The organism is Cyanobacterium sp. T60_A2020_053 (genome assembly GCA_015272165.1).
Taxonomy (GTDB): Bacteria; Cyanobacteriota; Cyanobacteriia; order Cyanobacteriales; family Cyanobacteriaceae; genus Cyanobacterium.
This window is the reverse complement of sequence record JACYMF010000106.1, coordinates 1-25,383: the sequence shown is the minus strand read 5'-3', so window position 1 is coordinate 25,383 and position 25,383 is coordinate 1. Positions and strand designations below refer to the sequence as shown.

Below are 25,383 nucleotides of genomic sequence, written 5' to 3'. Positions count from 1 at the left end.
AAAATTATCAGTTATGAAAATCAAAAATTATGATCAAGAACAAAAAACTGGATGGTTACTGATTATTCCAGCTTTATTAGTATTAGGTTTAGTCTTTATTTATCCGATTATTCATTCTTTTTGGATGAGTTTTTTTCAGCAAAATTTAGGTACAGAATTAGAACCAATTTTTACGGGATTAAGCAACTATAATCGGCTCATGGGTGACGGGCGCTTTTGGCAAAGTTTGGGCAATACCGTGATTTTTTCTGGTGTTAGTATTTTCTGGGAATTAATTCTCGGCATGATTTTTGCCCTTGTGTTAAATCAAGCCTTTTTGGGAAGGGGGTTGGTGCGCACGATTTCCTTAATTCCTTGGGCTTTACCTACCGCCGTCATGGGTTTAGCATGGGCTTGGATTTTTAATGATCAATATGGTGTCGTTAATGACATTTTAATGCGTCTTAATCTGATTCAAGAGGGTATTCCTTGGTTAGGGCAACCTTTGACGGCAATGTTTTCTTTGATTGTGGCGGATGTGTGGAAAACAACTCCTTTTATTGCCCTGATTTTATTAGCAGGATTGCAGTCTATTTCTTCTGAATTATATGAAGCCCATGAAATGGATGGGGCAAATTCTTGGCAGAGTTTTTGGCAGATAACTTTACCTTTGTTAACTCCACAAATTTTGATTGCTCTTTTATTTCGTTTTGCTCAATCTTTTGGGGTATTTGATTTGGTGCAAGTGATGACAGAAGGAGGCCCAGCCGGTGCAACGGAAACTATTGCTATCTATATCTATGCTACCATTCGTCGCTATTTAGATTTTGGTTATGGTTCGTCTTTGGTGACGGTAACTTTTTTCTTATTAATTTTGACGGTGGGAATTATTGCTTTTTTCCTTTCTCAAACAAACGTTGATATTTCTAGTGAAAAATAATTTTATTACTTAATTTAATTTTTATTAACTTTACTAAAATTTAAAAATATGAATACAACAATTAACAAAAATAAACTATTACTTTGGTTAGGCATTATTTTTATAACTTTATTTTGCATTACTCCAGTTTTATGGCAATTATTAACTTCTTTTAAAACCAATGAAGCTATTATCAAAATTCCTACAGTTTATTTTCCTAGTTTTGCTCAATTAACTTTAACACAGTATAATAATTTAGGTTTAAATTTTCTTCTTTATTTAGTCAATAGTGCCATTATTTCTTTTATTTCTACAATGCTTTGCTTAGGGTTGGGGGCGCCCTCCGCCTATACTCTATCACGGCTCAATATACCGGGAAAAAATGTTATTCTTGCTTTCATTTTAGTAGTGAGTTTATTTCCTTATGTCCTCTTATTTTTCAGTTTATTAGAAATAGTTAAATTTTTGGGATTAGGTAATAACTATTTATCATTAATTATTCCTTATACTGCGATTAATTTACCCTTAACTATTTTAATTTTACGCAGTTTTTTCCTACAATTACCAAAAGACTTAGAAGATTCAGCTCGAATGGATGGCTATAAAACAATCCCAATTTTACTAAAGATTGTCTTACCTTTAACAACTCCTGCTCTTATTACTACAGGTATTTTAGCTTTTATTTTTGCATGGAATGAATTTATTTTTGCCCTGACTTTTATCACCAAAGAATCTTTACAAACTATCCCCGTTGCTGTCGCTAAAATTGGCGGTTCAAGTGTTTTTGAAATTCCTTATGGTGCCATTGCGTCTGCAACTGTTGTTGGCACTTTACCCCTTGTAATTTTGGTTCTTATTTTTCAAAAACGTATCATTCAAGGTATCACAGCAGGAGCAGTTAAAGGATAAATCTTAATAAGGAATTAGTCATAAAAAATAAGTCATTTAGTTTATAAATATAAAAAATCATGACACAATTAAAATTAGAAAATCTGCGTAAACAATTTGCTCCAAATGTTATTCCAGTCAAGGATATTTCTCTAATAGTAAATGATGGGGAATTTTTAACTCTTTTAGGTCCTTCTGGATGCGGAAAATCTACTTTACTGAGATTAATTGCGGGGCTAGAAAAACCCAGTCAAGGACAAGTTTTTCTTGGTGACAATAATTTAACATCTCTTTCTGCGGGTGATCGTAACATGGCAATGGTATTTCAAAGTTATGCCCTTTACCCTCACATGACGGTATGGGAAAACATTGCCTCCCCCCTAAAGATACGCAAAATTGCCCTACCAGAAATCAAAGAAAGGGTAGGATCTGTTAGTGAAAATTTGGGCTTAACTACCTTATTGAATCGCAAACCGGGTAAACTATCAGGAGGGCAACGGCAAAGAGTGGCTTTAGCGAGGGCATTGGTGCGCAAACCAGAGGTATTTTTGCTAGATGAACCTTTAAGTAATCTTGATGCACTACTTCGGGAACAAGTTCGGGAGGAGTTAAAACAGTTATTTGCAAGTCAAAATAAGCCCGTAGTATATGTCACTCATGATCAAACAGAAGCCATGACTTTATCAACTAAGGTGGCAGTTTTACTTGATGGCATGATACAACAACTCGATCCCCCAGAACGTATTTATTCTTATCCTGCTAATAAATTTGTAGCCAGTTTTGTTGGTAGTCCTCAGATGAATTTATTATCTTTAAAATGCGATCAGAAACAAGCCTTTCTCGGTGAGTTTTCTATTCCTTTACCAGATGATTCCTATGATAAAGAGATGATTTATTTTGGTATTCGCCCTGAAGATTTAACTTTAGCTAAAAAGGACGATCACTTAGTAGTAAAAGGGGATGTTTTTTTAGTGGAAAATTTTGGCAGAGAATTGTTAGTTAGTTTGAAAGTACAAAATTCCCATGAAGTTTTAAGGGTATTAATTAATCCTGCTTTCGATTGGGATAAAAAAGGGTTGTCTCTTGCCTTAAATCCTTCTCGTCTTCACTGGTTTGGTATAGAAACTAAATCAAGATTATTTAGCGGTTGATTAAAAAATGAGGGAAATGGTCTAAATATAGCATTCCTAAATGAGTCATGAGAAATTGATCCCCCCTAACCCCCCTTAAAAAGCAGGGGATTTTCAAAGTCAGGATCAAAATTGATTTGTTTTTGACAAGAAGACAGGTTGACAGGGAGACAGGAGGATTTTTTACTATTAATTGATTTATTAGTAGTTAAAAACCTCTGAATTTCAGATTATTGGCTAGTTTGAGAAACTAACATTTTTGAGAATGAAAACGCCCTGCTTAAAAAGGGGGGAACTCACGTTAAGATTCTCACAAATGATTTAGGATCGCTATATGATAAATTGTTCACTGATATTAAGCAAAAGATAACGATATAGCAATGGTAATCGAGTCATGAGAATTATCTTATCGTAAGAGGCAAGAGGCAAGGGGCAAAAGGCAACAGGGATAGTATATTTGATGCTTTTTTTTAATAATTGATTTTTCACGAATCATTCCTGATTGCTATACACAAGATTTTGTAGGGTGGGCATTGCCCACCTAAATTATTAAGACACCTAAATTATTAAGAAGCGAGTAAACCACTATGTCTTAATAATGCCTCAGTTTGAGGCGCACGTCCTCGGAATTGCTTAAATACTTCCATAGGTGCGATACTTCCCCCTAAACCTAAGACGGTATCACGAAAACGTTTACCAGTTTCTTGGATGGCTTCTTCATTGTGCAAACCAGCTTCTTCAAAAGCTGAAAACGCATCAGCGCTTAATACTTCTGCCCATTTATAACTATAGTATCCGGCGGAATATCCCCCCGCGAAAATATGCCCAAAGGCACATAAAAATCTATCTTCTGGTAAGGGTTTCATCACCAGTGTTTTTTCTGCCAAACGGCGCGCGACATCGTGGGGTGATTCTCCGTCACCAACTCGATAACTCGAATGCAATTCCAAATCTAGTAAACTAAAATGCAACTGACGTAACATTCCAGAAGCACTCATATAGTTTTTACTATCAACTAACTTATTATAATAGTGTTGAGGTAATGTTTCCCCTGTTTCATAGTGTTTTGCCATGCCAAAGAGGGTATTTTTTTCTAAACACCAGTTTTCCATAAATTGACTGGGTAACTCCACGGCATCCCATTCCACATTATTGATACCAGAAGCGCCAATATAATCAATTTTAGTAAGCATATGTTGCAAACCGTGACCAAATTCATGGAAAAGGGTTTCCACTTCTGAAAATGTCATTAAACTAGGTTTGCCATCTACTGGGGGGGATTGGTTACAGGTAAGATAAGCTACGGGTAAACGGGTGATTTCCTTGCCGTTTTCGATGATTTTTGCTCTACCAATACAATCATCCATCCAAGCCCCTCCCCTCTTTTCCGAAGGGCGAGAATAGGCATCGAGATAGAAATAAGCACACTTTTCGCCATTTTCATCCGCTACCTGAAAATATTGTACATCCTCGTGCCATAGGGGTACATGGTGAGGGGCGCTGGAAATTGTCACGCCAAAAATTCGTTTTGCCAAGCCAAATAACCCTTCTAATACTTGATTTAAGGGAAAATAAGGGCGTAATTCTTCTTCAGTGAAGTCAAACAGCTTTTCTCGGCGTTTTTCTGCCCAATAACTCACATCCCATGGTTGCAAGTCTTCCATTTGGGCAAATTCTCTTAATTCTGCCAACTCTTTTTCGGCTTGAGGATAACTAACGACTCGTAATTCTTCCAATAATTTCTCGATAGTGGCAACGGTATCCGCCATTTTTCGAGCTAAACTAACTTCAGCGTAGTTAGCATAACCTAAAATCTCTGCTTGTTCTTGTTTGAGGGTTAAAATTTCGGTGATTAAAGGATTATTGTCAAATTCTCCGCTACTAGCGCGCGTCACAAAGGCACGATAAACTTTTTCTCTCAACTCTCGTCTGTCACTAAATTTCAAAAAAGGACCAAAACTGGGATAGTCAAGGGTAATTAACCAAGGTCCATTTTCGGGGGTGGCGTTTTCTTCGCCGTCGGCGCGCGCCATCTGTGCAGTTAAACTCAGTAAACTAGCTGGTAATCCTGCCACTTCTTCGGCGGTTGTCAGTTTTAGTTTAAATGCTTTGGTTGCGTCTAAAACGTTGTTACCAAATTTGGTGCTTAATTCTGCTAATCTGAGCTTAATTTGATTAAAACGCTCTTTTTTCTCTCCTTCTAAAGCAACTCCTGATAATTCCGCATCTTTTAGCGCTGATGCAATAATTCTTTGTTGTGCGCCATCAAGATTTTGCCATGTTTCACTGTGACGAATTTGCTTGAAACCTTCGTAAATGGCTTTATTTTGGCTTAATTGATTGGCAAATTGTACTAATTTTGGTTGTACTGTTTCGTAAGCGGTGCGTAATTCAGGGCTATTTTTTACTCCCATTAAATGCCCAATTATACCCCAAGTCCAACGTAATTTTTCTTCAATACGATTGAGGGGATTTACTAAGCCTTCCCAAGTCGGTGTAAATGTTTTCTCTAACTGCTCTAATTCTGCTTGTAAAGTGGGTAATAATTGTTCTATAGCCGGGGTGACGTGCGCTGGATTTATCTCTGTAAATTGGGGTAATCCCTGACCAATTAGCAAAGGGTTATTTTCTTTTGTCATCTCTCACATTCTTAATATTTTGTTACATTTTACCATAACAAAACTTAGGTATCACAATTCTAGCCTTATCCAATAATCAAAGTTTTAAAAACCCTTCTTTTAAAACCTGACAAGGTATTTTGGCGTTACTGAATTGTGGCATGAAACATTAATGAATTACAGCAAATATATAATACTCAAACCCACCTTCCGCATACTTCAAAAAAAAGCAAAAATATGACAACAAAGAAGAATAGAAGTAGCCAGAAAATAGGGTAAATTAATTGTCATTATCAAATTAGGCAGAAGAAATGTCTCAATTCGTAAATGTAGAAGTACAAAATCTTGACCATTTAGGTATCATAGCTGGAATAATTGATGATATAGGGATTGTGGAGATTATTTAGCAAAAATTTCCCTTTATTGCTACTGAAAAAATTAGTAAAGGATTAGTGGTAAAAGCAATGATTCTCAATGGTTTGGGCTTTCTTTCTCAACCTCTGTACTTATTTTCAGAATTTTTTAATGATAAAGCCCTAGAAAAATTATTAGGAAAAATGTAAAAAAAGAATACTTAAATGACGATAAATTACGAAGGAAACTGGATGAGTTATATGAGTATGGATCAACAGAATTATTTATAGAAATAGTCTTACAAGTTATCAAACAATATCAGATAAACCTTAATTAGGAAAAAGAACAGATAAGGTAACAATGAGTGATTTCAATGTTTACAAGGAATTCATGTGGTAAAAATAAATGAGAAAGAAGGAATAGTAAATAGGTGGTGCTGAAAAAGTATTTTGGTGAGGGGAGGTATCAGGCTTCAGGTGTCAGGTTTCAGGTGAAATGCTTATAAATTAAAGACTTTAGCCAAATAGTTACTTTTCATAGATTGCTCATTTGTATCAACAATTTTTGATAGGGAAGAAGGAAATACAGTATTTTTGGAAAAAAAAGTCAATTTATGACACTTTTTGTTATGTAGAATAGACTTGAAGCCTTTATTTAACAAGGGTTTTGATTTATTCAGCAGACCCTAAATATGAATAAAGACAGAGAAGAAATATTACAATATTTACCAGCAAAATGTCGTGAATATTATCAATGAAAAGTAAAGATTAGAAAAAATAAGAAGGAACAAAAATAATTAAAAAATCAGGAAAAGTTGAGGGGGCTGGTTGTTATTTTATAATTTTTTGCAAGGGTGAAGGGCGCTTTTCCTCTTTCCCTATCCATTTCCCTCTCTTAACAACAAAAGTTTTTCAGCAATCCCGAACTAAACAAGGTAATTTTTTGCTTCTTCTGCCACAGCATCTGATTTATCTTCGGTTAACTTTTGCAAAGTAATTTTAGCGCCCTCCCCCCCTAATCTGCCCAGCGCCCCTGCCAAACGATGGCGAATTTGCCAATCATCACTATCCACAAACGGGATTAATAAATCCACCGCTCGATTATCACCCAACTCACCTAATGCGCTGATGGCTGCTGTCTGTAATAAACTATTGTCTGATTGGAGGGCGCTTTTTAATAAATCAAAACCTCTGGTATCACCCAACTCACCTAGCGCCGCCACGATACTAAATTGAATTAACCAATCTTCACAACCATAGTAAACTTTCTCCAAATCAGGATAAGCAGAAGTCAACTTCAATCCTGCAATGGCATCCGCCGCCGCCGCCTTCACATCTGACTCAGGGTCATGGTACAAACGATCTAATAATATTTCTCGACATTGATCAAGATTAGCGCCCCCCAAGGTATCCAGTTGAGAAACGGCGGCATAGCGCACTCGCACGTTATCATCTTTAATTAGAGGAAGGATCAATTCATAGGCGATATTCGTATCTAATTCTCGTAATTGATTAATACCTTTGATGCGCTCTCCAAAATTTTCGGAATGTAATAAATTGTGTACTGATTCTGGGGTGATAGTCATAATTTTGGCTCTTTTATTTTATGTTTGTAAATTGTTAGTTAAGGTAGGCAACAGGAAATTATTATTTAATAATTTATAATTTTTATTTTGCTATAGCAGTCCTAAATGAGTTATGAGAAATCGATCACGAAGTGGCGCAGAGCCATATATGATCCCCCCTAACCCCCCTTAAAAAGCAGGGCGTTTTCAAAGTCAGGATCAAAATTGATTTGTTTTTGACAAGAAGACAGGTTGACAGGGAGACAGGAGGATTTTTTACTATTAATTGATTTATTAGTAGTTAAAAACCTCTGAATTTCAGATTATTGGCTAGTTTGAGAAACTAACATTTTTGAGAATGAAAACGCCCTGCTTAAAAAGGGGGGAACTCACGTTAAGATTTTCACAAATGATTTAGGATCGCTATATGTCAGTAATATTCATAGGAATTATTTTCTGCCAATTCATCTTAACTACTGTAGAAGAGTCACAATTTTTAATAATTAATATCAGGTTCATTTGATCACTTACAAATCAATTAAAAATAATCTTAGTTCAATTTATTGAACGTAAACTTGTTAGCCGTGTAATTCATTACACGGTGGGTAAATTACGAAGATGAAACAGGGCAGGAGGTAACAAGGGGCGCACATCCCCTTGCCTTGTCAATAGAAAAAGTAAGTCAAAAACGTCTTACTTTTTACTGAAATTTTAAGCCGGGTAAATGCGCAAACGGCGATTAGGCTCATCCCCAAAACTATCAGAACGTAAGCGATAATGCTCAATTAGTTCATGTTGCATCTTCCTAACTTTAGCGTTACGGGGTAATAATTCCACTGGTTGCCCTTGAGGAATAACGATTTGCTCCACTGCCAAGCGCGCCTCCTCCAATGCCTCAATCTCGTCATCATTACCAGCTTTAGTAAATAGACGTAAATCTGCGGATTCGGGTGAGTCTGGATTATCCATATTCACCAACTGACGCAATGTGCGCGTAATTTGGGGAATACTATTGGATTTGATGCTATAAATAGGTACTTGACGATTTTTCGCCAACTCCATTAATTTACCATGATTTTTCACTTGAGAACGTAAAGCCAACACCGCATCAGCGGAGTCTAAATCTTTCGTTAACTCTACAGGCATTTTCAAAACACTGATCACCTGCTCTAATTGTGAGCGCCCGACACCGTAAGGATAAACGTAAACAGGCCAATCTTCCCCATTGGGTCCGGGAGTGCGCACTTTATTAATGATTTCATCCTCTTGATACCAAGAGTTAGCCAACATTTGCTCAAAATCAGGACTAGGCAAAGGGATCATTTTCCCTGAAGCCCTTAATCCGGTTGGTCTGGGGGGCGCTTCCATCATAGTTGCCCAAGTGGGTTCTTGGGGTCTGGCAATGTCATTGACGGGTGCTAAACTGGGGTCTCTGGTAATAGAAACTTCTCCAGCGTCATCCACTTGGCGCAGTTGGGGAATAGTTTGCTTCCCGCGCAAAATATGATCGATGGTTTGAGCCACATCTTCATGGACTACCCATTTTTGACGCTCCCACATCTCCACAGCAATTTGAAAGGTGGGGGGCGCTTTTCTTTCTAAAACAGTTTTTTGCGATCCTCTCCTTCTGGCTTCATCGTCACCTAAAGTAACGGATTGAATGCCTCCAATTAAATCGGAGAGGGTCGGGTTTTTGATGAGATTTTCAAGGTGGTTGCCGTGCGCTGTACCCACTAGCTGTACACCTCTTTCGGCGATGGTACGCGCGGCGAGAGCTTCTAATTCTGTACCGATTTCATCGATGATGATCACTTCAGGCATATGATTTTCTACGGCTTCAATCATTACCTTGTGTTGTAGTTCGGGGTGCGCTACCTGCATTCGGCGCGCTCTACCGATGGCAGGGTGGGGTATATCTCCGTCTCCAGCGATTTCGTTGGAAGTATCGATGATAACCACTCTTTTTTCTAATTCATCGGCTAAAACCCTTGCTATTTCACGCAAAGCGGTAGTTTTTCCTACTCCGGGGCGACCTAATAATAAGATAGATTGCCCACTTTCTACCAATTCTTTAATCATCAAAATTGTACCAAATACCGCCCTACCGATACGGCAGGTCAAACCAATAATTTTATCTTGGCGGTTGCGCATGGCACTGATACGGTGCAAGGTGCTTTCAATTCCGGCACGGTTATCAGCGCTGAAATGTCCTATCCTAGCGATACAGTGTTCAAGGTCTTCTCTCGTGACGGGTTGCTCACTGAGGTATGACGTGCGCTGGACAAATCTAGCTTCTGGTTTTCTGCCTAAATCTAAAACAATTTCAATCAAATTTTCTTGATTAGGGTGAGAAGCAATGGCATTTTGAATATTTAACGGCAATATCTGTAAAAGTCTATGGAGATCATCTGTGATCTCCATGCGATGAGTGGGCAATCTTTCTTCCATTCTTAAACAATAACCATGAGGACTTGTCGTATCCCATCATAGCGTGAATTTTTGCAACAAAACTTAAAAGAGCAAAGTTAACGAGGTTTCAGGCTTCAGGTTGCAGGTTTCGCGGTGTAATTTTCAAACCTAATACCTAACACCCGATACCTGAAACCTTTACATATCCATTATCCATTGTCAATTATTAACTATTTTGGTTAGCGGAGCGAAATCTTCCCTCGATAAAACTGCGTTTCTTAAGATGTTTGGTTTGTCTTCCTGAGACTCGTTTGCGCCACATTTTGAAACTGGATTCTTTCATTTCCCGTCTCATCAACTTAATAACCTGTTTTTCCGAGAGGTTAAATTGTAATTCAATGGCAGAAAATGGGGTACGATCTTCCCATGCCATTTCAATAATACGGTCAATTTCTGCTGTTGTAAGATCGGGTAATTTCATTAATTTTGATTCTCTAAGAATTTAAAAAAATAGTATTTTAATTTTGCCAAAATATTTATGTATGGTAAGTTCTCACAAATGACTTAGGACTGCTATACATAATTAAGATTTATATTTTGATAATAGTATAAAGTTTCTAAAATAAGCGTTTTAGCCATTGTTTTTCATGAATTTATCATAACCACTGTAGAAGAGCCAAACTGTTTTAAACTTATTAAGTTTTGTAACAAAAATACGGTAAAAATGTAAAAAATTAGTGAGTTTAAGGAGAATTGACCTTAAGCTAGGATTAAATACTTATTTTGCTGAGTAATCATGACGAATTCAATCTTATCAACATCTTTCCAGCGCCCTTCACCCAGCGCCCTCCCTGCCAAAATTGTGTTATGGTTAGTATGGAAAATGGCCATAGCTACTCTAATCTTAATGGCTATCGGTGCCGCCACAAGAGTTATGAATGCTGGGTTAGCTTGTCCTGATTGGCCCTTATGTTATGGGCAATTAGTACCTACTCAGCAAATGAATTTACAGGTATTTTTAGAGTGGTTTCATCGTCTCGATGCTTCTCTGATTGGGTTGAGCGCGCTGGGATTAGTGAGTTATAGTTGGTGGCAAAAGTCAGCTTTACCCCGTTGGTTGCCTTGGGCTTGTAGTTTTGCTCTCCTGTTAATTATTATTCAAGGAGTTTTAGGAGGGTTAACCGTTACCCAATTATTACGTTTTGATATTGTCACAGCGCACCTCGCCACGGCTTTATTATTTTTTGCTACCCTAGTAACCATTGCCTGTCGATTAACTCCTTATCAAGGTACTGCCACCGTAGGAAATTTGAAAATAGTTAGTTTAATCTCGGCAATTTTTGTTTATGTACAATGTTTATTGGGGGGATTAGTTGCCACTCAATGGGCGGCGCATCAGTGTTGGGGTGCAAAAGAGCTTTGTTTTGTCATGAATAGCCACATTATCGGGGTTTTTCCTGCCACTATTAGCAGTGTTATTTTAGTTGTTTTAGCTTGGCGCACTCCAGCCTTGGCAACAAAATTGCGTAATTTAGCTCAAATGATCGCCTTGTTACTAATTTCTCAACTATTATTAGGTATGGCTACTTTTTATTTTCATTTACAGGTTGAGCCTTTAACCGTAGCACATCATACGGTGGGGGGGGCGCTGTTTGGTTGTTTAGTAGCTTTCACCGTCTTGGCACACCGAGATTATCAAGTTTTTTCGACCATTGAAGGATAATAGGTTTCATGTTGCAGGTTTCAGACGATTATATAATTTGCTCAAAGAATTGAACATAAAAAATCAATTAAGATATGTTTTTTGTCAATTCTTTAACCTAATACCTAACACCTGATGCCTGACACCTCCCCTCACCAAGATACTTTTTCAGCACCACCTAATTATCCATTACCATTGACTTTTCTTAACTTCTGGGCAATGGTTAATAATAAATATATCAAAAGAACATAGACAAGGGCGAGAAATGGAATCAACATGGAAAATCCTCCAGAGAGTTAAGAGTGAATAAAAAATTAGGGAAGGGCGCTGAAAAATACCAACAAATATTGATATTATCGTTCTGGCATTCAATCCACAGCAATCCATAGCAATGAAAATCAAACCATCAAAAGAGAGGCTGACTTCCTTGGTTCTGGCATAAGCCATAAAGGATAAAATTAATTGATAATGATGCTAAATTGTTGATCAACCTTTCAACATTGACGGAAAAGTAAATCTCGATTTAGAACAGAAAACAAGGCAAAATAGAATCAACCACTGGGGAAGTTGATTTGTTTTTCCTGACTCTCATCACAATGAAGTTAAAAACCTACTAACAGTCGAAAGCTCGTTCATCCATTAACGACAAAACAAAGCCCAAACTATCACGACTGTTTTAGTTTCTCTTATTTCAGGAATGTTTATCATTCCCTAAGATTATGATAACACAGATATGAGAAAAATTAGAAAAAAAATATTTTTTTTTAACAGCACCATAACCATTACATTATCTAGCTTTTCAGCCTTTCTTTTTACCCAGTCTTGAGATATGATCAACACTTACTGACACAGTAAGTAAACCATAGCTTAGAATAATAATAAGATATGTAAACTTTCGTAAACTATTTTTGCTAACTCATCAATGACAACTGTAACTTCCCTATTCCATCCCGTTGAAAGCGATTTGCGCCTGTTGATTGACAATTTAACTGCATTGGTGGGCGCCCAGCACCCCATTTTAGGGGCGGCGGCAGAACATTTATTCAGTGCGGGAGGCAAAAGAATCCGCCCGGCAATTGTTTTATTAGTTTCTCGTGCTACTATGGAGGGTAAAGAAATTACGGCGCGTCATCGGCGTTTAGCGGAAATTACGGAGATGATACATACTGCTAGTTTAGTGCATGATGACGTGGTGGACGATGCCGAATTGCGCCGTCAAGTGCCTACGGTAAATAGTTTATTTGGCAATCGTATTGCGGTATTAGCCGGAGATTTTTTGTTTGCCCAGTCTTCTTGGTATTTAGCTAATTTGGATAATTTACAGGTAGTCAAATTACTGTCGGAAGTGATTAGGGATTTTGCAGAGGGAGAAATTCAGCAGGGTTTGAGTTGTTTTGATACAGATGTATCTTTAGAAAAGTATTTACAGAAAAGTTATTTTAAAACCGCTTCCTTGATTGCCAATAGTAGTAAAGCGGCAGCAATTTTGAGTGATTCAGGGGCGATAGTAGCGGACAAAATTTATGATTATGGTAAAAATTTGGGTTTAGCGTTTCAAATCGTTGATGATATTTTAGATTTTACTTCCCCTACGGAGGTATTAGGTAAGCCATCAGGCTCAGATTTAGCCAGTGGTAATCTCACAGCGCCCGTCATCTTTGCCATGGAGGAAAAACCGAGTCTCACCATGTTAATTGAGAGGGAATTTAGCGAGGATGGGGATTTAGAGAAAGCCCTAGAATTGGTTAAAGATAGTGATGGTATTGAAAGGGCGAGGGCGCTGGCTTCTTATCATAGTGATTTAGCAAGGGAAAATCTGGATTGTTTAAGTAACTCCCCCTCCGCAGAAGCGTTATTAGAATTAACTGATTATCTCCTCAGTCGCATCAAATAATGAATTATGAATTATGAATTATGAATTATGAATTATAATCCTCTCCTGCTTCCTCTGCTTCCCTGTCTCCCTGTCTCCCCGTCTCCCCGTCTCCCCGTCTTCCTGTCTCCCCGTCTTCCTGTCTCCCCGTCTTCCTGTCTCCCCGTCTCCCCGTCTTCCTGTCTCCCCGTCTTCCTGTCTCCCCGTCTCCGCTGTCTTCCTGTCTCCCCGTCTCCCCGTCTCCCCGTCTCCCTGTCTCCCCTTCTAAAAATGCTGACTAGCACAAAAAACCCTTTAATCAAAGAAATTAGAAAATTACAGCGCCCTCCACACCGTCATCAAGAGGGTTTATGCTTATTAGAAGGGAAAAACCTTTTGGAAGTGGCTTGGCAAGTTAACTACCCCTTACATTGCCTATTGGCTACTCCGGAATGGCAAGAAAAATACCCCGATTTGTGGGCAAAACTACAACAGAATGCCGAGAGAGTGGAAACCGTTAGCCATGAAGTGATGAAAGTAATTGCTACTACCGTCAACCCCGATGGTATAGTTGCTAGTGCGCCACGGCAACTGAATATTAATATTGACCCAAAAAACATTAAACTAGGTTTGGTATTGGAGACTATTCAAGACCCCGGTAATTTAGGTACAATAATTCGTACCAGTGTAGGTGTAGGGGTAGGGGCGCTGTGGCTTAGTGCTGATAGCGTTGATTTAGATCACCCCAAAGTGTTAAGATCATCCGTGGGTGAATGGTTCAAATTACCAGCAAAAACCGAGCCTGATTTGGTTACCCATGTTAATAACTATCGTCATCTCGGCTTTCAAATTGTCGCCACTACTCTAACAGGGAATCTTACCCCTCAACAAATTGATTTTTCTCAACCCACTTTAATCTTATTAGGAAATGAATCTCAAGGCTTATCTTCCGATTTAAGCAACCTTGCCACCCATCAAGTGAAAATTCCCCTCGTCAACGGTGTAGAATCCCTTAACGTTGCCATTGCCACCGCTTTTCTCTTAGCAGAATACCAAAGACAATTATTTAAAGAAGGGCAAAGGAAATTATGAATTATGAATTATGAATTATGAATGAATAGGTAGGCAAAGAATTAATTATCAATTATCCATTATCAATTATCCATTATCCATTATCAATTATCAATTACTAATTATCCTCGTTTTTGTTGTTGATATATACTATAAAGGTTAAGCAAAAATTAATCTCTATTACATTTACTTCTATAAAAAATGACAGATCAACAACGACTATATAACATTACAACTTTCGGTTGTCAAATGAACAAAGCTGATTCCGAGAGAATGGCAGGAATTTTGGAAACTATGGGTTTTACCTTCACAGAAGACCCCAACCGAGCCCAAGTATTAGTTTATAATACCTGTAGTATTCGAGACAATGCGGAACAAAAAGTATATTCCTATCTCGGCAGACAAGCAAAAAGAAAACATCAAGAGCCTAATTTAACCCTCGTGGTGGCTGGATGCGTAGCACAACAAGAAGGAGAGCAATTATTACGCCGTGTGCCAGAATTAGACCTCGTGATGGGGCCACAACACGCTAATCGCCTTGAGAGCCTTCTTGAGCAAGTATTTGCAGGTAATCAGATTGTAGCCACGGAAGCAGTGCATATTTTTGAAGACATTACCAAACCTCGCCGTGAAAGCTCTGTTACTGCTTGGGTTAATATTATTTATGGTTGTAATGAAAGATGTAGTTATTGCGTAGTACCTAATACTAGAGGTGTCGAACAATCGCGCACTCCAGAGGTTATTAAAGCAGAAATTGAAGACTTAGCCCGTCAAGGTTTTAAGGAAATAACTTTATTAGGGCAAAATATCGATGCTTATGGTCGAGATTTACCCGGCACAACGGAAACAGGTAGAAATCAGCACACTTTAACAGATTTACTTTATTTTATCCATGACGTGGAAGGTATTGAGCGCATACGTTTTGCCACTTCTCACCCCCGTTATTTTACTGAGCGCTTAATTCGTGCTTGTCATGAGTTACCGAAAGTGTGTGAACATTTCCATATCCCTTTCCAGTCGGGCGATAATGAGATTTTAAAAGCCATGAAACGGGGTTATACCCATGAACGTTATCGAGATATTATTAACAAAATTCGTGGTTATATGCCTGATGCTTCCATTAGTGCTGATGCCATTGTGGGTTTTCCGGGGGAAACGGAGGAGCAATTTGAGAAAACGTTACAGTTAGTTGCAGATATTGGTTTTGATCAATTAAATACGGCGGCTTATTCTCCTCGCCCTAATACTCCGGCGGCGGAATGGGAAAATCAGCTTAGTGAGGAGGTGAAAAGTGATCGTTTACAACGGCTTAATCATCTAGTGGCAATCAAAGCTGGTGAGCGTTCTCAGCGTTATTTTAACACTGTACAACAAGTTTTGGTAGAGGATGTTAACCCTAAAGATACCACGCAAGTGGTGGGCAGAACTGACGGTAATCGTTTAACTTTCTTTGCTGGAAATATTGAGGAGTTGAAAGGGCGAGTTGTGCCGGTGAAAATTACTGAGGTAAGGGCGTTTAGTCTTACGGGGGAGGCTTTATCTTTGGTGACGATTTAAGGTCAGTTATGGTACAAAATTAATTGTATATTTGTAACTTAATTTAGTTTTTCACATTGCTGATTTTAAATATGTTTTTGCTTGGGGTAGGGAATAGTAATAATATTTTGAGTATTATATATTTGCTGTAATTCATTAATGTTTCATGCCACAATTCAGTAACGCCAGTCAGCTTTTTTTTATGATCTCCTATTTCGCAACAACTCTAATATTGATGATTTCCTTTGCCCTTTGCCCCTTGCTCTTTTCCCTCCACTTTTTCGGCAACCTCTATATAATTGATGATTAGAGTCTATGCGTTAATATTAAATGAGCGAAAATTTAAAAAAAACTCCTTTACATTCTTTTTCCTTAAAAGCAAAAGCCAAATTCACTGACTTTGCCGGGTGGGAAATGGCTGTGCAATATAGTAGTCTAAAACTAGAACATCAAGCGGTAAGAGAAACCGTAGGAATGTTTGATATTTCTCACATGGGTAAATTTCAGTTACAGGGACAAAATTTACGCTCTCAGATTGAATATCTGATTCCCTCCCATTTAAGTCATTTAAAAGCAGGTCAAGCTCAATATTCAGTATTGTTAAATGAACAAGGGGGCATTGTTGACGATATTATTTTTTATTATCAAGGTATTGATTCAAATAAAATAGAATCGGGGGTAATGATTGTTAATGCTTCTACCTGTAGTAAAGATTGGGCTTGGTTGCAACAACATTTATCGCCCAGTGGTATCGAATTAATTGATAATTCTGATCATTTAGCCTTAATAGCGCTACAGGGAAAAAAAGCGGTGGATTCTTTACAATCTTTTTTCAGTGTTGACTTGAATCAACTAAGTAGCTTTGGACATCTCACTATTAATTGGCACAATGAAATAGTCTTTATAGCTCGAACTGGTTACACGGGAGAGGATGGTTTTGAAATCATGGTATCCCCCCACCTTGCACAGAATCTTTGGCTTAAATTAACATCTCAGGGGGTAACTCCTTGCGGATTAGGAGCACGGGATACCCTCAGGCTAGAAGCCTGTATGAGTCTTTATGGGCAGGAAATTACTGAAAAAATCACCCCTTTAGAAGCGGGATTGGGTTGGTTAGTAAATGTGGATGACGGGCGCAATTTTATCGGTAAAGATATTTTAGTTAGGCAAAAAAAAGAAGGTGTAAGTAAGCGTTTAGTGGCTCTGGAAGGTGAAGGGCGCTATATTCCGCGCCATGATTATCCCCTCATCAAAGATGATAAAACTGTTGGTATTGTCACCAGTGGCACATTATCCCCCACTCTCGGTAAACCCATTGCTTTAGGTTATTTACCCGTAGAGTTAGCAAAAGTAGGGCAATCTTTACAAGTAGAAATACGGGGTAAATTATTCCCCCTTAAAGTTGTCAAAAAACCTTTTTATAATGGCAAAATTTTAAATAGGTAGTTGATACTTTGGGTTAAATGCCCTCCGCCATGGTGAAGGGCGCTGACTAAATTAGTCTAAAATCATCATCAAAAGGATTTAAAAAAGAAACTCCCTCAATGATTGAGCCTGTATTAAAATCCTCGGGCGTTGCATTTTTATGGGTTTCGTTGCCTCAACCCAACCTACGGGGGAATTATCTACAAATTTGACCTCTGATAATGATATAAGTTAACAAAGAGATATTTATTCACGGCAAGACAAAATTAACCCCATGGCAGACAATCAAACTCAAAGTTTTCTTATTTTTGCAGATAAACAAGGATTAGGAGAAAAATTGGCTAGAGATTTAACCCTCGCTGGTAATCAAGTATCTGTGGTTTATGAAAAAGGAGAAAATCAGTCGCCGTTAATTTATCACCGTGAGAAACAAGATAATCTTTCTATCAATCAAGGTAATACATTATTAGCTGATGATGTTTTAGTCAGGGAAAAAATATTTTATCTTGATGTCGATAATCGTCAACAGTATGAGGAAATTATCTCCAGCGCCCTCCCCCGTCACATTATCTATACTTGGAGTAGTCAAGAAAATAATAATCTCAAGGAAAATAACTATTTACAATGTCTTCCTGTTATAAATTTGTTACAAACCTTGACAAATACTCAAAAATATGCTAAGTTATGGCTCATTACTCAACGAAGTCAGCAAGTTAACAACGAGGAAAAAATTAACCCTGATGGTGGCGGATTATGGGGATTAGGCAAAGTTATCGCCCTAGAACATCCTGAATATTGGGGCGGTATGATTGATATAGACTCCGATAATATTCCCCTCAATCTCTTTAATTATCTGCTGAATCATCCTCAACAGGAAACTATGACGGCAATTAGAAATAATTTTCCTTATTATTGTCGTCTGCAAAGAAAATCTTTAACCGTTAACAATAAAAAAGACTTTAGCCTTGATAGTAAATCATCCTACTTGATTACGGGAGGTTTAGGGGCGCTGGGTTTAGTTAGCGCTAACTATTTAATCAAACAAGGCGCAAAAAATCTCATTTTACTTTCTCGCAGTCAACCTAATGGAGAAACTCAACAAAAAATTAAGCAATGGCAACAACAAGGAATTAATATCACTATTTCTCAAGGAGACGTTAATCAATTAGATTCCTTAACAGAAATTTTCCAGCATCTCAAAAATAATTTACCACCCCTCAAAGGAATTATTCACAGCGCTGGAGTATTAGATGATGGTGTCATTGCCTCCATGACAGAAGAAAAATTAAACAAAGTTATTTCCGCAAAGGTTATGGGTGTTAATAATTTACATCAACTTAGCCTTGATTTTGACCTTGATTTTTTCATTATGTATTCTTCCCTTGCTTCTATGGTAGGATCAATGGGGCAAAGTAATTACGCCATTGCTAATAGTTACCTTGATAGTTTTGCCTATTATCGACACTCTCTCAATTTACCTGCTTTAACTATAAATTGGGGGGCGCTGGATATTGGTATGGCAATCACAACTCAATCCCATCTTAATCATATGGGAGTTAATAGTATCTCGGCGGAGGGCGCTGTTAATCTTCTCGGTAAACTTCTTCAAGAAAATAATCCACAAGTGGGAATACTTAATATTGACTGGCAAAAAATTAGTCAAAATTTCCCACCCTCTCCCTATCTACAAAAACTTATTCCGACTTCTACGGATGAAGAAAAACAAGGCTTAATTTTTCAACGTTTACAAACTACCACAGATATTAAAGCAAGGGAAAATATTTTAATTGACTATCTCAGGGAAACCATTGCCAAGATACTTCACCAAGATAAAAACGAGATAAAAGCAGAAGATAGTCTGGTGGATTTAGGGATGGATTCGTTAATGGTGATGGAAGCCATTAATCACCTAAAAACTGACTTAAATATTATGTTATACCCTCGTGAGATATACGAGCGCCCTCAACTCTTTGCTTTAGCGAGTTATCTTGCCGATGAATTTGCCGTAAGTCATGGGGAAAAAACTGCCGTTAAGCCTTCCACTCAATCTTTAATCATTACCCCAGAGGAAGACAAGACAGAGGAAAAAATCACTTTTAATCCCACTAATCACCAGCCTATCGTTTTTATTTTATCAAGTCCTCGCTCTGGGTCAACTTTGTTGCGAGTAATGTTAGCTAGTCATCCGCAATTAGTCTCTCCCCCAGAATTACACTTGTTACCTTTTGCGACAATGCAGGAAAGACAAACGGAATTAGCCTCATCCCACTTGCAAGAAGGACTGGTGAGGGCGCTGATGGAGTTAAAATCAATTACAGTGGCACAAAGTGAGGATTTAATTAACCAATGGATTGAGGAAAATTTAACCATTGGGGAAGTATATGAAATTTTGCAATCTTTCTGTCAAAATCGTATTTTAGTTGATAAATCTCCCACTTATGCTAATAGTAAAGAGACTTTATTTAATGCAGAAAAAACTTTTTCTCAAGCTAAATATATCCATTTAGTGCGTCATCCTTATGCGGTGATTGAATCTTTTGCGAGAATGAGAATGGATAAGTTATTGGCGTTAAAAGATGCTAACCCTTATGAAATAGCGGAAAATATTTGGTATCAAAGTAATCAAAATACTAGCAAATTTCATCAAGTTATCGACAACAATAAATTATTAACCGTTGTCTATGAAAATTTAGTAACTAATCCTGAAAAAGAATTGCAAAATATCTGTAATTTCTTAGAAATTGACTTTGATAAATCTTTGTTAAATCCCTACGAAGGGGAAAGAATGACAGGGGGATTATATCAACAATCCATGTCAGTGGGTGATCCTAATTTTAATACTAGAAATAAAATAGATAGTAGTCTGGCGACTCAGTGGCAAAATATCAAATTACCAATTTTACTTAATCCTTTAACTATTCAACTTGCTGAGAAATTTAATTATAATTTACCGCAAGAATCACAACTTTTTGAGGTAGAAGAAAGTTATGTAAAAATTAGAGATTTAGATATATGTGTTTGCACTTGGGGTAATAAAAATAATCCTATCATGTTTATTATTCATGGAATATTAGATCAGGGCATGGCATGGGAAAAAGTTGCTCAAAAATTAGCTCAAAAAGGTTACTATGTCATCGCTCCAGATTTAAGGGGGCATGGCAAATCGCAACATAATGGGATGGGGTGCGCTTATAATTTACTAGATTTTGTCGCTGATTTAGATTGTTTAATTAATCATTTTTCTGCTGAAAATAAAGTTAATTTATTAGGTCATTCTTTTGGTTCAATGATTGCTAGTATTTATGTTAATACACGAGCAGAAAAAATCGAGCAATTATATTTAGTTGAACCAATTTTACCAGCAGAAAGTAAAGGAGAAAAAGACTTAGAAAGTTTCACCAGTCAACTAGATTATTTGTTAAATATACCTGCTTTACCCGTTTATGATAGTGTTGCCACAGTAGCGCAAAGACTGCAAAAAACTAGCCCTAATTTAGATGATGATTTTGCTTTAAAATTAGCCACCAGAATGACAAAATCTGTGGAAAATGGGGTGACATTTACTTATTCTCCTCTCTTGGCGACAAGGGTAGGTGTCGGTTTTAATACTATTCCTCGTCATCAATACTTACAATTATTAGCACGGCGGAGGGCGCCCTCCACCGTTATCTATGGCAGTCAAAGTAATTTTAATCGCCCTGAAGATTTGTTAGCACAAAAACAAGTATTTGTCAAGGAGCAAATATGTACTATTGAAGGAGGACATAATTTGCATTTTGATAATCCCGAAGGAGTGGCAGAATTGATTAAATTATTAACTTAAAAAAGCGTCCTTTCTCCCTTACCTCCCTTTCCAAAACTTAAATTTTTGGTTCAAAGTTGCAAATGTGCCGTTATCTATCCCCTGTCGGTGAGAATTTCATAACCTGTAGGGGTAACTAATACGGTATGCTCAAATTGTGCCGATAACTGTTTATCCTTCGTGACAACTGTCCAACGGTCTTTTAATAGTTTAGTATGTTTAGAACCAGCGTTAATGATGGGCTCGATGGCTAAAGTCATCCCTGCTTGTAGTTTAACATTGGGTAAATCTCTAGTGCGAAAATTGAACACCGATGGCTCTTCGTGAAGACTGCGCCCCACACCATGCCCCACAAAGTTTTCTACCACACAATAACCATTTTTCTCTGCATAATCTTGCACTGCCCCAGCTATATCCATTAAATAGTTACCGGCTTTAACTTGCTCAATGCCCAAATACATGGCTTTTTCAGCTACTTCTAATAGTTGACGTGTACTACGTTTTACCGTACCCATGGGGAAGGTAATACAAGAATCACCATGAAATCCTTGATAATAAGCGCCCGTATCAATTTTGACAATATCGCCCATTTTAATCACTTTATCATGGTTGGGGATACCGTGAACCACTTCATCATTAAGACAAGCACAGATAGAAGCAGGAAAGCCATAATAGCCTTTAAAACTAGGACTAGCGCCCATCGCCCTAATTCTTTCTTCTGCGTAGGCATCCAAATCGGCGGTAGTCATGCCCGGTTTAGTCATTTCCATAATTTCTTTTAAAACTGTGGCGACTATTTGCCCAGCTTTACGCATAATGGCGATTTCCCCTTCGTTTTTAATTTGGATACCGCGCCCCGTTTTTTTCATGGGTGGTAATCCTTTGGTTTTTATGGGCGGTGAAGGGCGCTGGTTTTTCGGTTGTCTAAATAATAATTCTCTTAGTTGTTTCATTTTTGATTAGATTTTAGGAAGCAGAAATAATTATGAATTATGAATTATGAGTTATGAATAGGTAGGCGCAGAATTAATTATCCATTGTCCATTATCAATTATCCATTGTCCATTATCTATTGTTATAAATACTTTTGTAATAAAGGTAACAAATTATTTTTAGTGGTGAGGGGCGCTGTATCTAAAGGGGTAAAAATCGATGTTTTTAGCGCAGAATGAGCATCACTGATGAAGGGGTGGGCGCTGATTAATCTTACACTGTCTCTAATCACTTTTTGCGCATTCACAGCATTTTGATGTAAATTTTGAATTACTGTTTCTACAGTAACTTGATCATGGTCAGGATTCCAACAGTCATAATCAGTAACTAAAGCTAAAGTAGCATAAGCAATTTCCGCTTCCCTCGCTAGTTTTGCCTCCGTTAAATTCGTCATGCCAATAATATCAGCGCCCCAACTGCGATACAAATGGGATTCTGCTACCGTAGAAAATGCAGGTCCTTCCATACATACATAAGTACCACCTTGATGATAGTCAAGGTCGCTTAATTGTAAATTTTCGATGCTTTGAGCGAGAATATCTGCTAATTTAGTACATACGGGATTGCCAAAACCCACATGGGCAACAATACCATTGCCGAAAAAAGTATCTTGACGGGATTTGGTGCGATCAATGAATTGATGTGGTATAACAAAATCAAGGGGTTTAATGTGTTGTTGTAATGAACCAACTGCCGATGCTGAAATTAAATAATCAACTCCTAGTTGTTTAAAACCATGAATATTGGCACGAAAGGGTAACTCAGTGGGCAAAAGATGATGATTTCTACCGTGACGGGCTAAAAATACCACCTTTGTGCCGTCTAAAGTACCAACTATAAAATTATCGGAAGGTTTACCGAAGGGCGTATCTATGGCTATTTCTTCAACATTTTCGAGGGCCTCCATTTTATACAACCCACTACCGCCAATTATGCCAATTTTGATTTTTTCCATTTTTATCTAAGAGAATTTACTGTCAATTTTATAGTGGAGAATGAAATATTAACAATTATAAGGCTTTAGACGTATATCATCACAGTGAAAAACGCTATAAATTCTTGGTAAAATTGATTGTATATGAGTAATGATATAACAAGGGGCTTAAGCCCCTTGCCTTCCCCTCTCTTATCTTGCCTTCCCTTGCTATTTACTTACCTATTTAACGAAAAATTCCCCAGTAAAGATAATGGCTTCTTTTCGAGATTTACTAAGATATTACAGTAAATATAAATTAACAGTATTTTTTAGCATTGGTGCTGCTGGTATTTTAGAAATAATTGACCTTATTATTCCTTATTTAATTGGGCAAATACTCAACATTTTATCTAATCAAAATATTGATATTTTTCTACAAAACATTATTAATAAATTTACTTTTATTTCTAGTTTATCTACCAATGAAAAATCAGTTAATTTAATCGCTATTTGTCTTTTAATCTTTGTAATTGCAGTGGTGAGAGCGCCCGTCCAATCATGGCTAGGTTCTTGGTTTCATTGGGAAATTACGCTAAAGTCACGGCGCGATCATTCCCAAAAAGTAATCGAAAAAATATTAACATTACCTCTTAATTTTTATGATGAAAATAACCCGGGTAGAATAGCTGGAAGAATATCCAGAGGTATATCTAACCATACTTGGACTTATCCTGAAATAGCAGGAGAATTTTTACCTAAATTAATTAGAATATTAGGAATTTTTGTAGTTATTTTATTAATTGAAAAATGGATTGCTCTTGGTTTTATTATTTCTTTTATCCTAATTTTAACCTTGACTTTTATTCATTTAAAAAAATTAATTATTCGAGAGCAACTTTTAGACACCCATCAAGAAAATACCGAAAGTCGCACTTCTGAAATTATTACTAACATAAAAACGGTCAAATCTTTTGCCACTGAAGCGCGGGAATTAGCCCGACAAAAGAAACGTTTAAACCGTGAATATCGAGTGGTAATTAATCGCATTCACTTAGGTTATGTGAAGTTAGCCACTTGGAATCGCACTGTCGTACAATTATCATTATTCCTAGTCTTTATCGGTGTTTTAATTCCTACTTTTCGAGGGGAAATGTCGCTGGGGCATTTTATCACTACTTACACCCTTGCTAGTATGGCGTATTCAGAACTTGAACCCCTCAGCAATTTAGCGGAAGTTTTCGCACGCCGTTATGCTTCGATGATTCGTTTCCATGAGTTTATGAATTTACCCAGTGGAGAGGATGCCTCTAGTTTACTGCCTGAGTATTTGTCAGAAAATCCCTATCAATTCACTGGAAAATTACACTTTCAAAATATTTCTTTCGGTTATCATCCTGATAATCTAGTGTTAGATAATATTAACTTTGTCATTGAGCCTTATCAAACAGTAGCATTAGTCGGGCGCTCTGGTTCAGGAAAATCAACTCTAGTTAAATTATTGTTTCGTTATTTCGCACCTTTACAGGGGGAAATTCTCGTGGATGGGGCAAATATTCGCAGTCTTGATATTACTCGTTATCGTCGCCGTTTAGCTATCGTGCATCAAGAGGTGGATATGTTTAACGGTACAATTTTAGATAATCTCATCTACGGTAATCCTGATGTTACTGCCACGGAGTTAAGAAATGCTTGTCAAATTGCGCGCATTGATGAATTTATCCAAAGATTACCCGAAGGATATAATACCATCGTAGGAGAAAGGGGGGTAAGGTTATCCGGGGGACAAAAACAGCGCTTGGGTATTGCACGGGCGCTATTAGTTAATCCTGATATATTAGTGTTTGATGAGGCTACTTCTAGTCTTGATTATGAGTCAGAAAGGGAAATACAGTTAGCGATGCGTTCAATTTTTGGTACGCGCACTACTATTATTATTGCCCATCGTCTTAGCACTGTCAGAGAAGCGGATAAGATTATTGTACTAAATCAGGGCAAAATTGCGGAAGTGGGCAACCATGAGGAGTTACTCCATCGAGGGGGAATTTATCATCGTTTACATTCTTTACAGGAAAGTGGTGATTTATATTAGGCTTTTAAGTAGGGTTTCCTGAATAACTCAGAAATCCGATAATGATAATGCCATGGAATTAGTGTTTGATACTAACGGTGGGGCGTTGCATCATTGCGGGATGATATGCAATTTTCTGATAGGTTGAAACAACTGT

20 protein-coding genes are annotated in these 25,383 nt (G+C 37.5%); 13 read left to right on the top strand and 7 right to left on the bottom strand.

The genetic code is table 11. The features are described 5' to 3' along the window. Window positions 1-13: 13 nt before the first annotated feature. From IGQ45_14120 to IGQ45_14110, 3 genes are read left to right on the top strand one after another with little or no spacing between them, the layout of a single operon-like run. Window positions 14-919 carry a sugar ABC transporter permease gene (locus tag IGQ45_14120; GenBank protein MBF2058313.1) on the top strand — a complete coding sequence of 302 codons (906 nt, stop codon included), beginning with the start codon at window positions 14-16 and terminating at the stop codon, window positions 917-919. A gap of 48 nt (window positions 920-967) precedes the next feature. Continuing rightward, window positions 968-1,807, top strand: a complete 840-nt coding sequence (locus IGQ45_14115; GenBank protein MBF2058312.1) for a carbohydrate ABC transporter permease — start codon at window positions 968-970, stop codon at window positions 1,805-1,807. 59 nt (window positions 1,808-1,866) lie between these two features. Then, window positions 1,867-2,937, top strand: a complete 1,071-nt coding sequence (locus IGQ45_14110) for an ABC transporter ATP-binding protein (GenBank protein ID MBF2058311.1) — start codon at window positions 1,867-1,869, stop codon at window positions 2,935-2,937. A gap of 545 nt (window positions 2,938-3,482) precedes the next feature. On the opposite strand, the gene IGQ45_14105 is transcribed toward IGQ45_14110, so the two are convergent. Continuing rightward, entirely contained in the window at window positions 3,483-5,555 is a 2,073-nt protein-coding gene (locus IGQ45_14105; GenBank protein ID MBF2058310.1) for a M3 family metallopeptidase, read from the bottom strand. A 290-nt stretch (window positions 5,556-5,845) separates the two neighbouring features. On the opposite strand from IGQ45_14105, the gene IGQ45_14100 reads away from it, so the two are divergent. Genes IGQ45_14100 through IGQ45_14090 form a run of 3 tightly spaced genes read left to right on the top strand, consistent with a single transcriptional unit; the run spans window position 5,846 to window position 6,225 of the window. Further along, the gene (locus tag IGQ45_14100) at window positions 5,846-5,941 is read left to right on the top strand and encodes a DUF4277 domain-containing protein (GenBank protein MBF2058309.1); all 96 of its coding nucleotides are present in this window, start codon (window positions 5,846-5,848) and stop codon (window positions 5,939-5,941) included. A gap of 45 nt (window positions 5,942-5,986) precedes the next feature. Further along, entirely contained in the window at window positions 5,987-6,097 is a 111-nt protein-coding gene (locus IGQ45_14095) for a DUF4277 domain-containing protein (GenBank protein ID MBF2058308.1), read from the top strand. Then, a complete protein-coding gene (locus IGQ45_14090) occupies window positions 6,079-6,225 on the top strand; it encodes a DUF4277 domain-containing protein (protein MBF2058307.1) in 147 nt (48 codons plus the stop codon). The genes IGQ45_14095 and IGQ45_14090 overlap by 19 nt, the downstream gene beginning before the upstream one ends. Window positions 6,226-6,813: 588 nt before the next feature. Here IGQ45_14090 and IGQ45_14085 read toward each other — a convergent pair. The 3 genes from IGQ45_14085 to IGQ45_14075 form a co-directional block, all read right to left on the bottom strand. After that, complete coding sequence (locus IGQ45_14085; GenBank protein ID MBF2058306.1) at window positions 6,814-7,473, bottom strand: HEAT repeat domain-containing protein; 660 nt, start codon at window positions 7,471-7,473, stop codon at window positions 6,814-6,816. A gap of 690 nt (window positions 7,474-8,163) precedes the next feature. Beyond that, window positions 8,164-9,900, bottom strand: coding sequence for an AAA family ATPase (locus IGQ45_14080; GenBank protein ID MBF2058305.1), 1,737 nt, complete (start codon window positions 9,898-9,900; stop codon window positions 8,164-8,166). 187 nt (window positions 9,901-10,087) lie between these two features. Next, a complete protein-coding gene (locus IGQ45_14075; protein ID MBF2058304.1) occupies window positions 10,088-10,342 on the bottom strand; it encodes a TIGR03643 family protein in 255 nt (84 codons plus the stop codon). 315 nt (window positions 10,343-10,657) lie between these two features. On the opposite strand from IGQ45_14075, the gene IGQ45_14070 reads away from it, so the two are divergent. Beyond that, complete coding sequence (locus tag IGQ45_14070) at window positions 10,658-11,584, top strand: heme A synthase (protein ID MBF2058303.1); 927 nt, start codon at window positions 10,658-10,660, stop codon at window positions 11,582-11,584. 168 nt (window positions 11,585-11,752) lie between these two features. Here the strand turns inward: IGQ45_14070 and IGQ45_14065 are convergent, their stop codons facing one another. After that, entirely contained in the window at window positions 11,753-12,010 is a 258-nt protein-coding gene (locus IGQ45_14065) for a hypothetical protein (GenBank protein ID MBF2058302.1), read from the bottom strand. 475 nt (window positions 12,011-12,485) lie between these two features. Between IGQ45_14065 and sds the strand changes: the two genes are divergently transcribed. The 5 genes from sds (at window position 12,486) to IGQ45_14040 (ending at window position 21,270) form a co-directional block, all read left to right on the top strand. Then, window positions 12,486-13,457, top strand: a complete 972-nt coding sequence (sds, locus tag IGQ45_14060; GenBank protein MBF2058301.1) for a solanesyl diphosphate synthase — start codon at window positions 12,486-12,488, stop codon at window positions 13,455-13,457. Window positions 13,458-13,706: 249 nt separating this feature from the next. Continuing rightward, entirely contained in the window at window positions 13,707-14,507 is an 801-nt protein-coding gene (locus tag IGQ45_14055) for an RNA methyltransferase (protein ID MBF2058300.1), read from the top strand. Between the two features lie 180 nt (window positions 14,508-14,687). After that, window positions 14,688-16,043 carry a tRNA (N6-isopentenyl adenosine(37)-C2)-methylthiotransferase MiaB gene (gene miaB / locus IGQ45_14050; protein ID MBF2058299.1) on the top strand — a complete coding sequence of 452 codons (1,356 nt, stop codon included), beginning with the start codon at window positions 14,688-14,690 and terminating at the stop codon, window positions 16,041-16,043. A gap of 309 nt (window positions 16,044-16,352) precedes the next feature. Continuing rightward, the gene (gene gcvT / locus IGQ45_14045; protein ID MBF2058298.1) at window positions 16,353-17,468 is read left to right on the top strand and encodes a glycine cleavage system aminomethyltransferase GcvT; all 1,116 of its coding nucleotides are present in this window, start codon (window positions 16,353-16,355) and stop codon (window positions 17,466-17,468) included. Between the two features lie 253 nt (window positions 17,469-17,721). Then, the gene (locus tag IGQ45_14040) at window positions 17,722-21,270 is read left to right on the top strand and encodes an alpha/beta fold hydrolase (GenBank protein ID MBF2058297.1); all 3,549 of its coding nucleotides are present in this window, start codon (window positions 17,722-17,724) and stop codon (window positions 21,268-21,270) included. Window positions 21,271-21,344: 74 nt separating this feature from the next. On the opposite strand, the gene map is transcribed toward IGQ45_14040, so the two are convergent. Both map and IGQ45_14030 read right to left on the bottom strand, forming a co-directional pair. Next, complete coding sequence (gene map, locus IGQ45_14035; protein MBF2058296.1) at window positions 21,345-22,202, bottom strand: type I methionyl aminopeptidase; 858 nt, start codon at window positions 22,200-22,202, stop codon at window positions 21,345-21,347. Window positions 22,203-22,324: 122 nt separating this feature from the next. Next, window positions 22,325-23,197: an S-methyl-5'-thioadenosine phosphorylase gene (locus IGQ45_14030; GenBank protein ID MBF2058295.1), complete on the bottom strand. Its 873-nt coding sequence runs from the start codon at window positions 23,195-23,197 to the stop codon at window positions 22,325-22,327. 232 nt (window positions 23,198-23,429) lie between these two features. Here IGQ45_14030 and IGQ45_14025 point away from each other — a divergent pair, with 232 nt between their 5' ends. Continuing rightward, window positions 23,430-25,247: an ABC transporter ATP-binding protein gene (locus IGQ45_14025; GenBank protein ID MBF2058294.1), complete on the top strand. Its 1,818-nt coding sequence runs from the start codon at window positions 23,430-23,432 to the stop codon at window positions 25,245-25,247. The last annotated feature ends 136 nt before the right edge of the window (window positions 25,248-25,383 follow it).

What these genes read in the sequence shown, in the direction of transcription:
- IGQ45_14120 (MBF2058313.1), top strand. Translation starts at nt 14, where the DNA reads ATGAAAATCAAAAATTATGATCAAGAACAAAAAACTGGATGGTTACTG.
- IGQ45_14115 (MBF2058312.1), top strand. Translation starts at nt 968, where the DNA reads ATGAATACAACAATTAACAAAAATAAACTATTACTTTGGTTAGGCATT.
- IGQ45_14110 (MBF2058311.1), top strand. Translation starts at nt 1,867, where the DNA reads ATGACACAATTAAAATTAGAAAATCTGCGTAAACAATTTGCTCCAAAT.
- IGQ45_14105 (MBF2058310.1), bottom strand. Translation starts at nt 5,555, where the DNA reads ATGACAAAAGAAAATAACCCTTTGCTAATTGGTCAGGGATTACCCCAA.
- IGQ45_14100 (MBF2058309.1), top strand. Translation starts at nt 5,846, where the DNA reads ATGTCTCAATTCGTAAATGTAGAAGTACAAAATCTTGACCATTTAGGT.
- IGQ45_14085 (MBF2058306.1), bottom strand. Translation starts at nt 7,473, where the DNA reads ATGACTATCACCCCAGAATCAGTACACAATTTATTACATTCCGAAAAT.
- IGQ45_14080 (MBF2058305.1), bottom strand. Translation starts at nt 9,900, where the DNA reads ATGGAAGAAAGATTGCCCACTCATCGCATGGAGATCACAGATGATCTC.
- IGQ45_14075 (MBF2058304.1), bottom strand. Translation starts at nt 10,342, where the DNA reads ATGAAATTACCCGATCTTACAACAGCAGAAATTGACCGTATTATTGAA.
- IGQ45_14070 (MBF2058303.1), top strand. Translation starts at nt 10,658, where the DNA reads ATGACGAATTCAATCTTATCAACATCTTTCCAGCGCCCTTCACCCAGC.
- IGQ45_14065 (MBF2058302.1), bottom strand. Translation starts at nt 12,010, where the DNA reads ATGGCTTATGCCAGAACCAAGGAAGTCAGCCTCTCTTTTGATGGTTTG.
- sds (MBF2058301.1), top strand. Translation starts at nt 12,486, where the DNA reads ATGACAACTGTAACTTCCCTATTCCATCCCGTTGAAAGCGATTTGCGC.
- IGQ45_14055 (MBF2058300.1), top strand. Translation starts at nt 13,707, where the DNA reads ATGCTGACTAGCACAAAAAACCCTTTAATCAAAGAAATTAGAAAATTA.
- miaB (MBF2058299.1), top strand. Translation starts at nt 14,688, where the DNA reads ATGACAGATCAACAACGACTATATAACATTACAACTTTCGGTTGTCAA.
- gcvT (MBF2058298.1), top strand. Translation starts at nt 16,353, where the DNA reads ATGAGCGAAAATTTAAAAAAAACTCCTTTACATTCTTTTTCCTTAAAA.
- IGQ45_14040 (MBF2058297.1), top strand. Translation starts at nt 17,722, where the DNA reads ATGGCAGACAATCAAACTCAAAGTTTTCTTATTTTTGCAGATAAACAA.
- map (MBF2058296.1), bottom strand. Translation starts at nt 22,202, where the DNA reads ATGAAACAACTAAGAGAATTATTATTTAGACAACCGAAAAACCAGCGC.
- IGQ45_14030 (MBF2058295.1), bottom strand. Translation starts at nt 23,197, where the DNA reads ATGGAAAAAATCAAAATTGGCATAATTGGCGGTAGTGGGTTGTATAAA.
- IGQ45_14025 (MBF2058294.1), top strand. Translation starts at nt 23,430, where the DNA reads ATGGCTTCTTTTCGAGATTTACTAAGATATTACAGTAAATATAAATTA.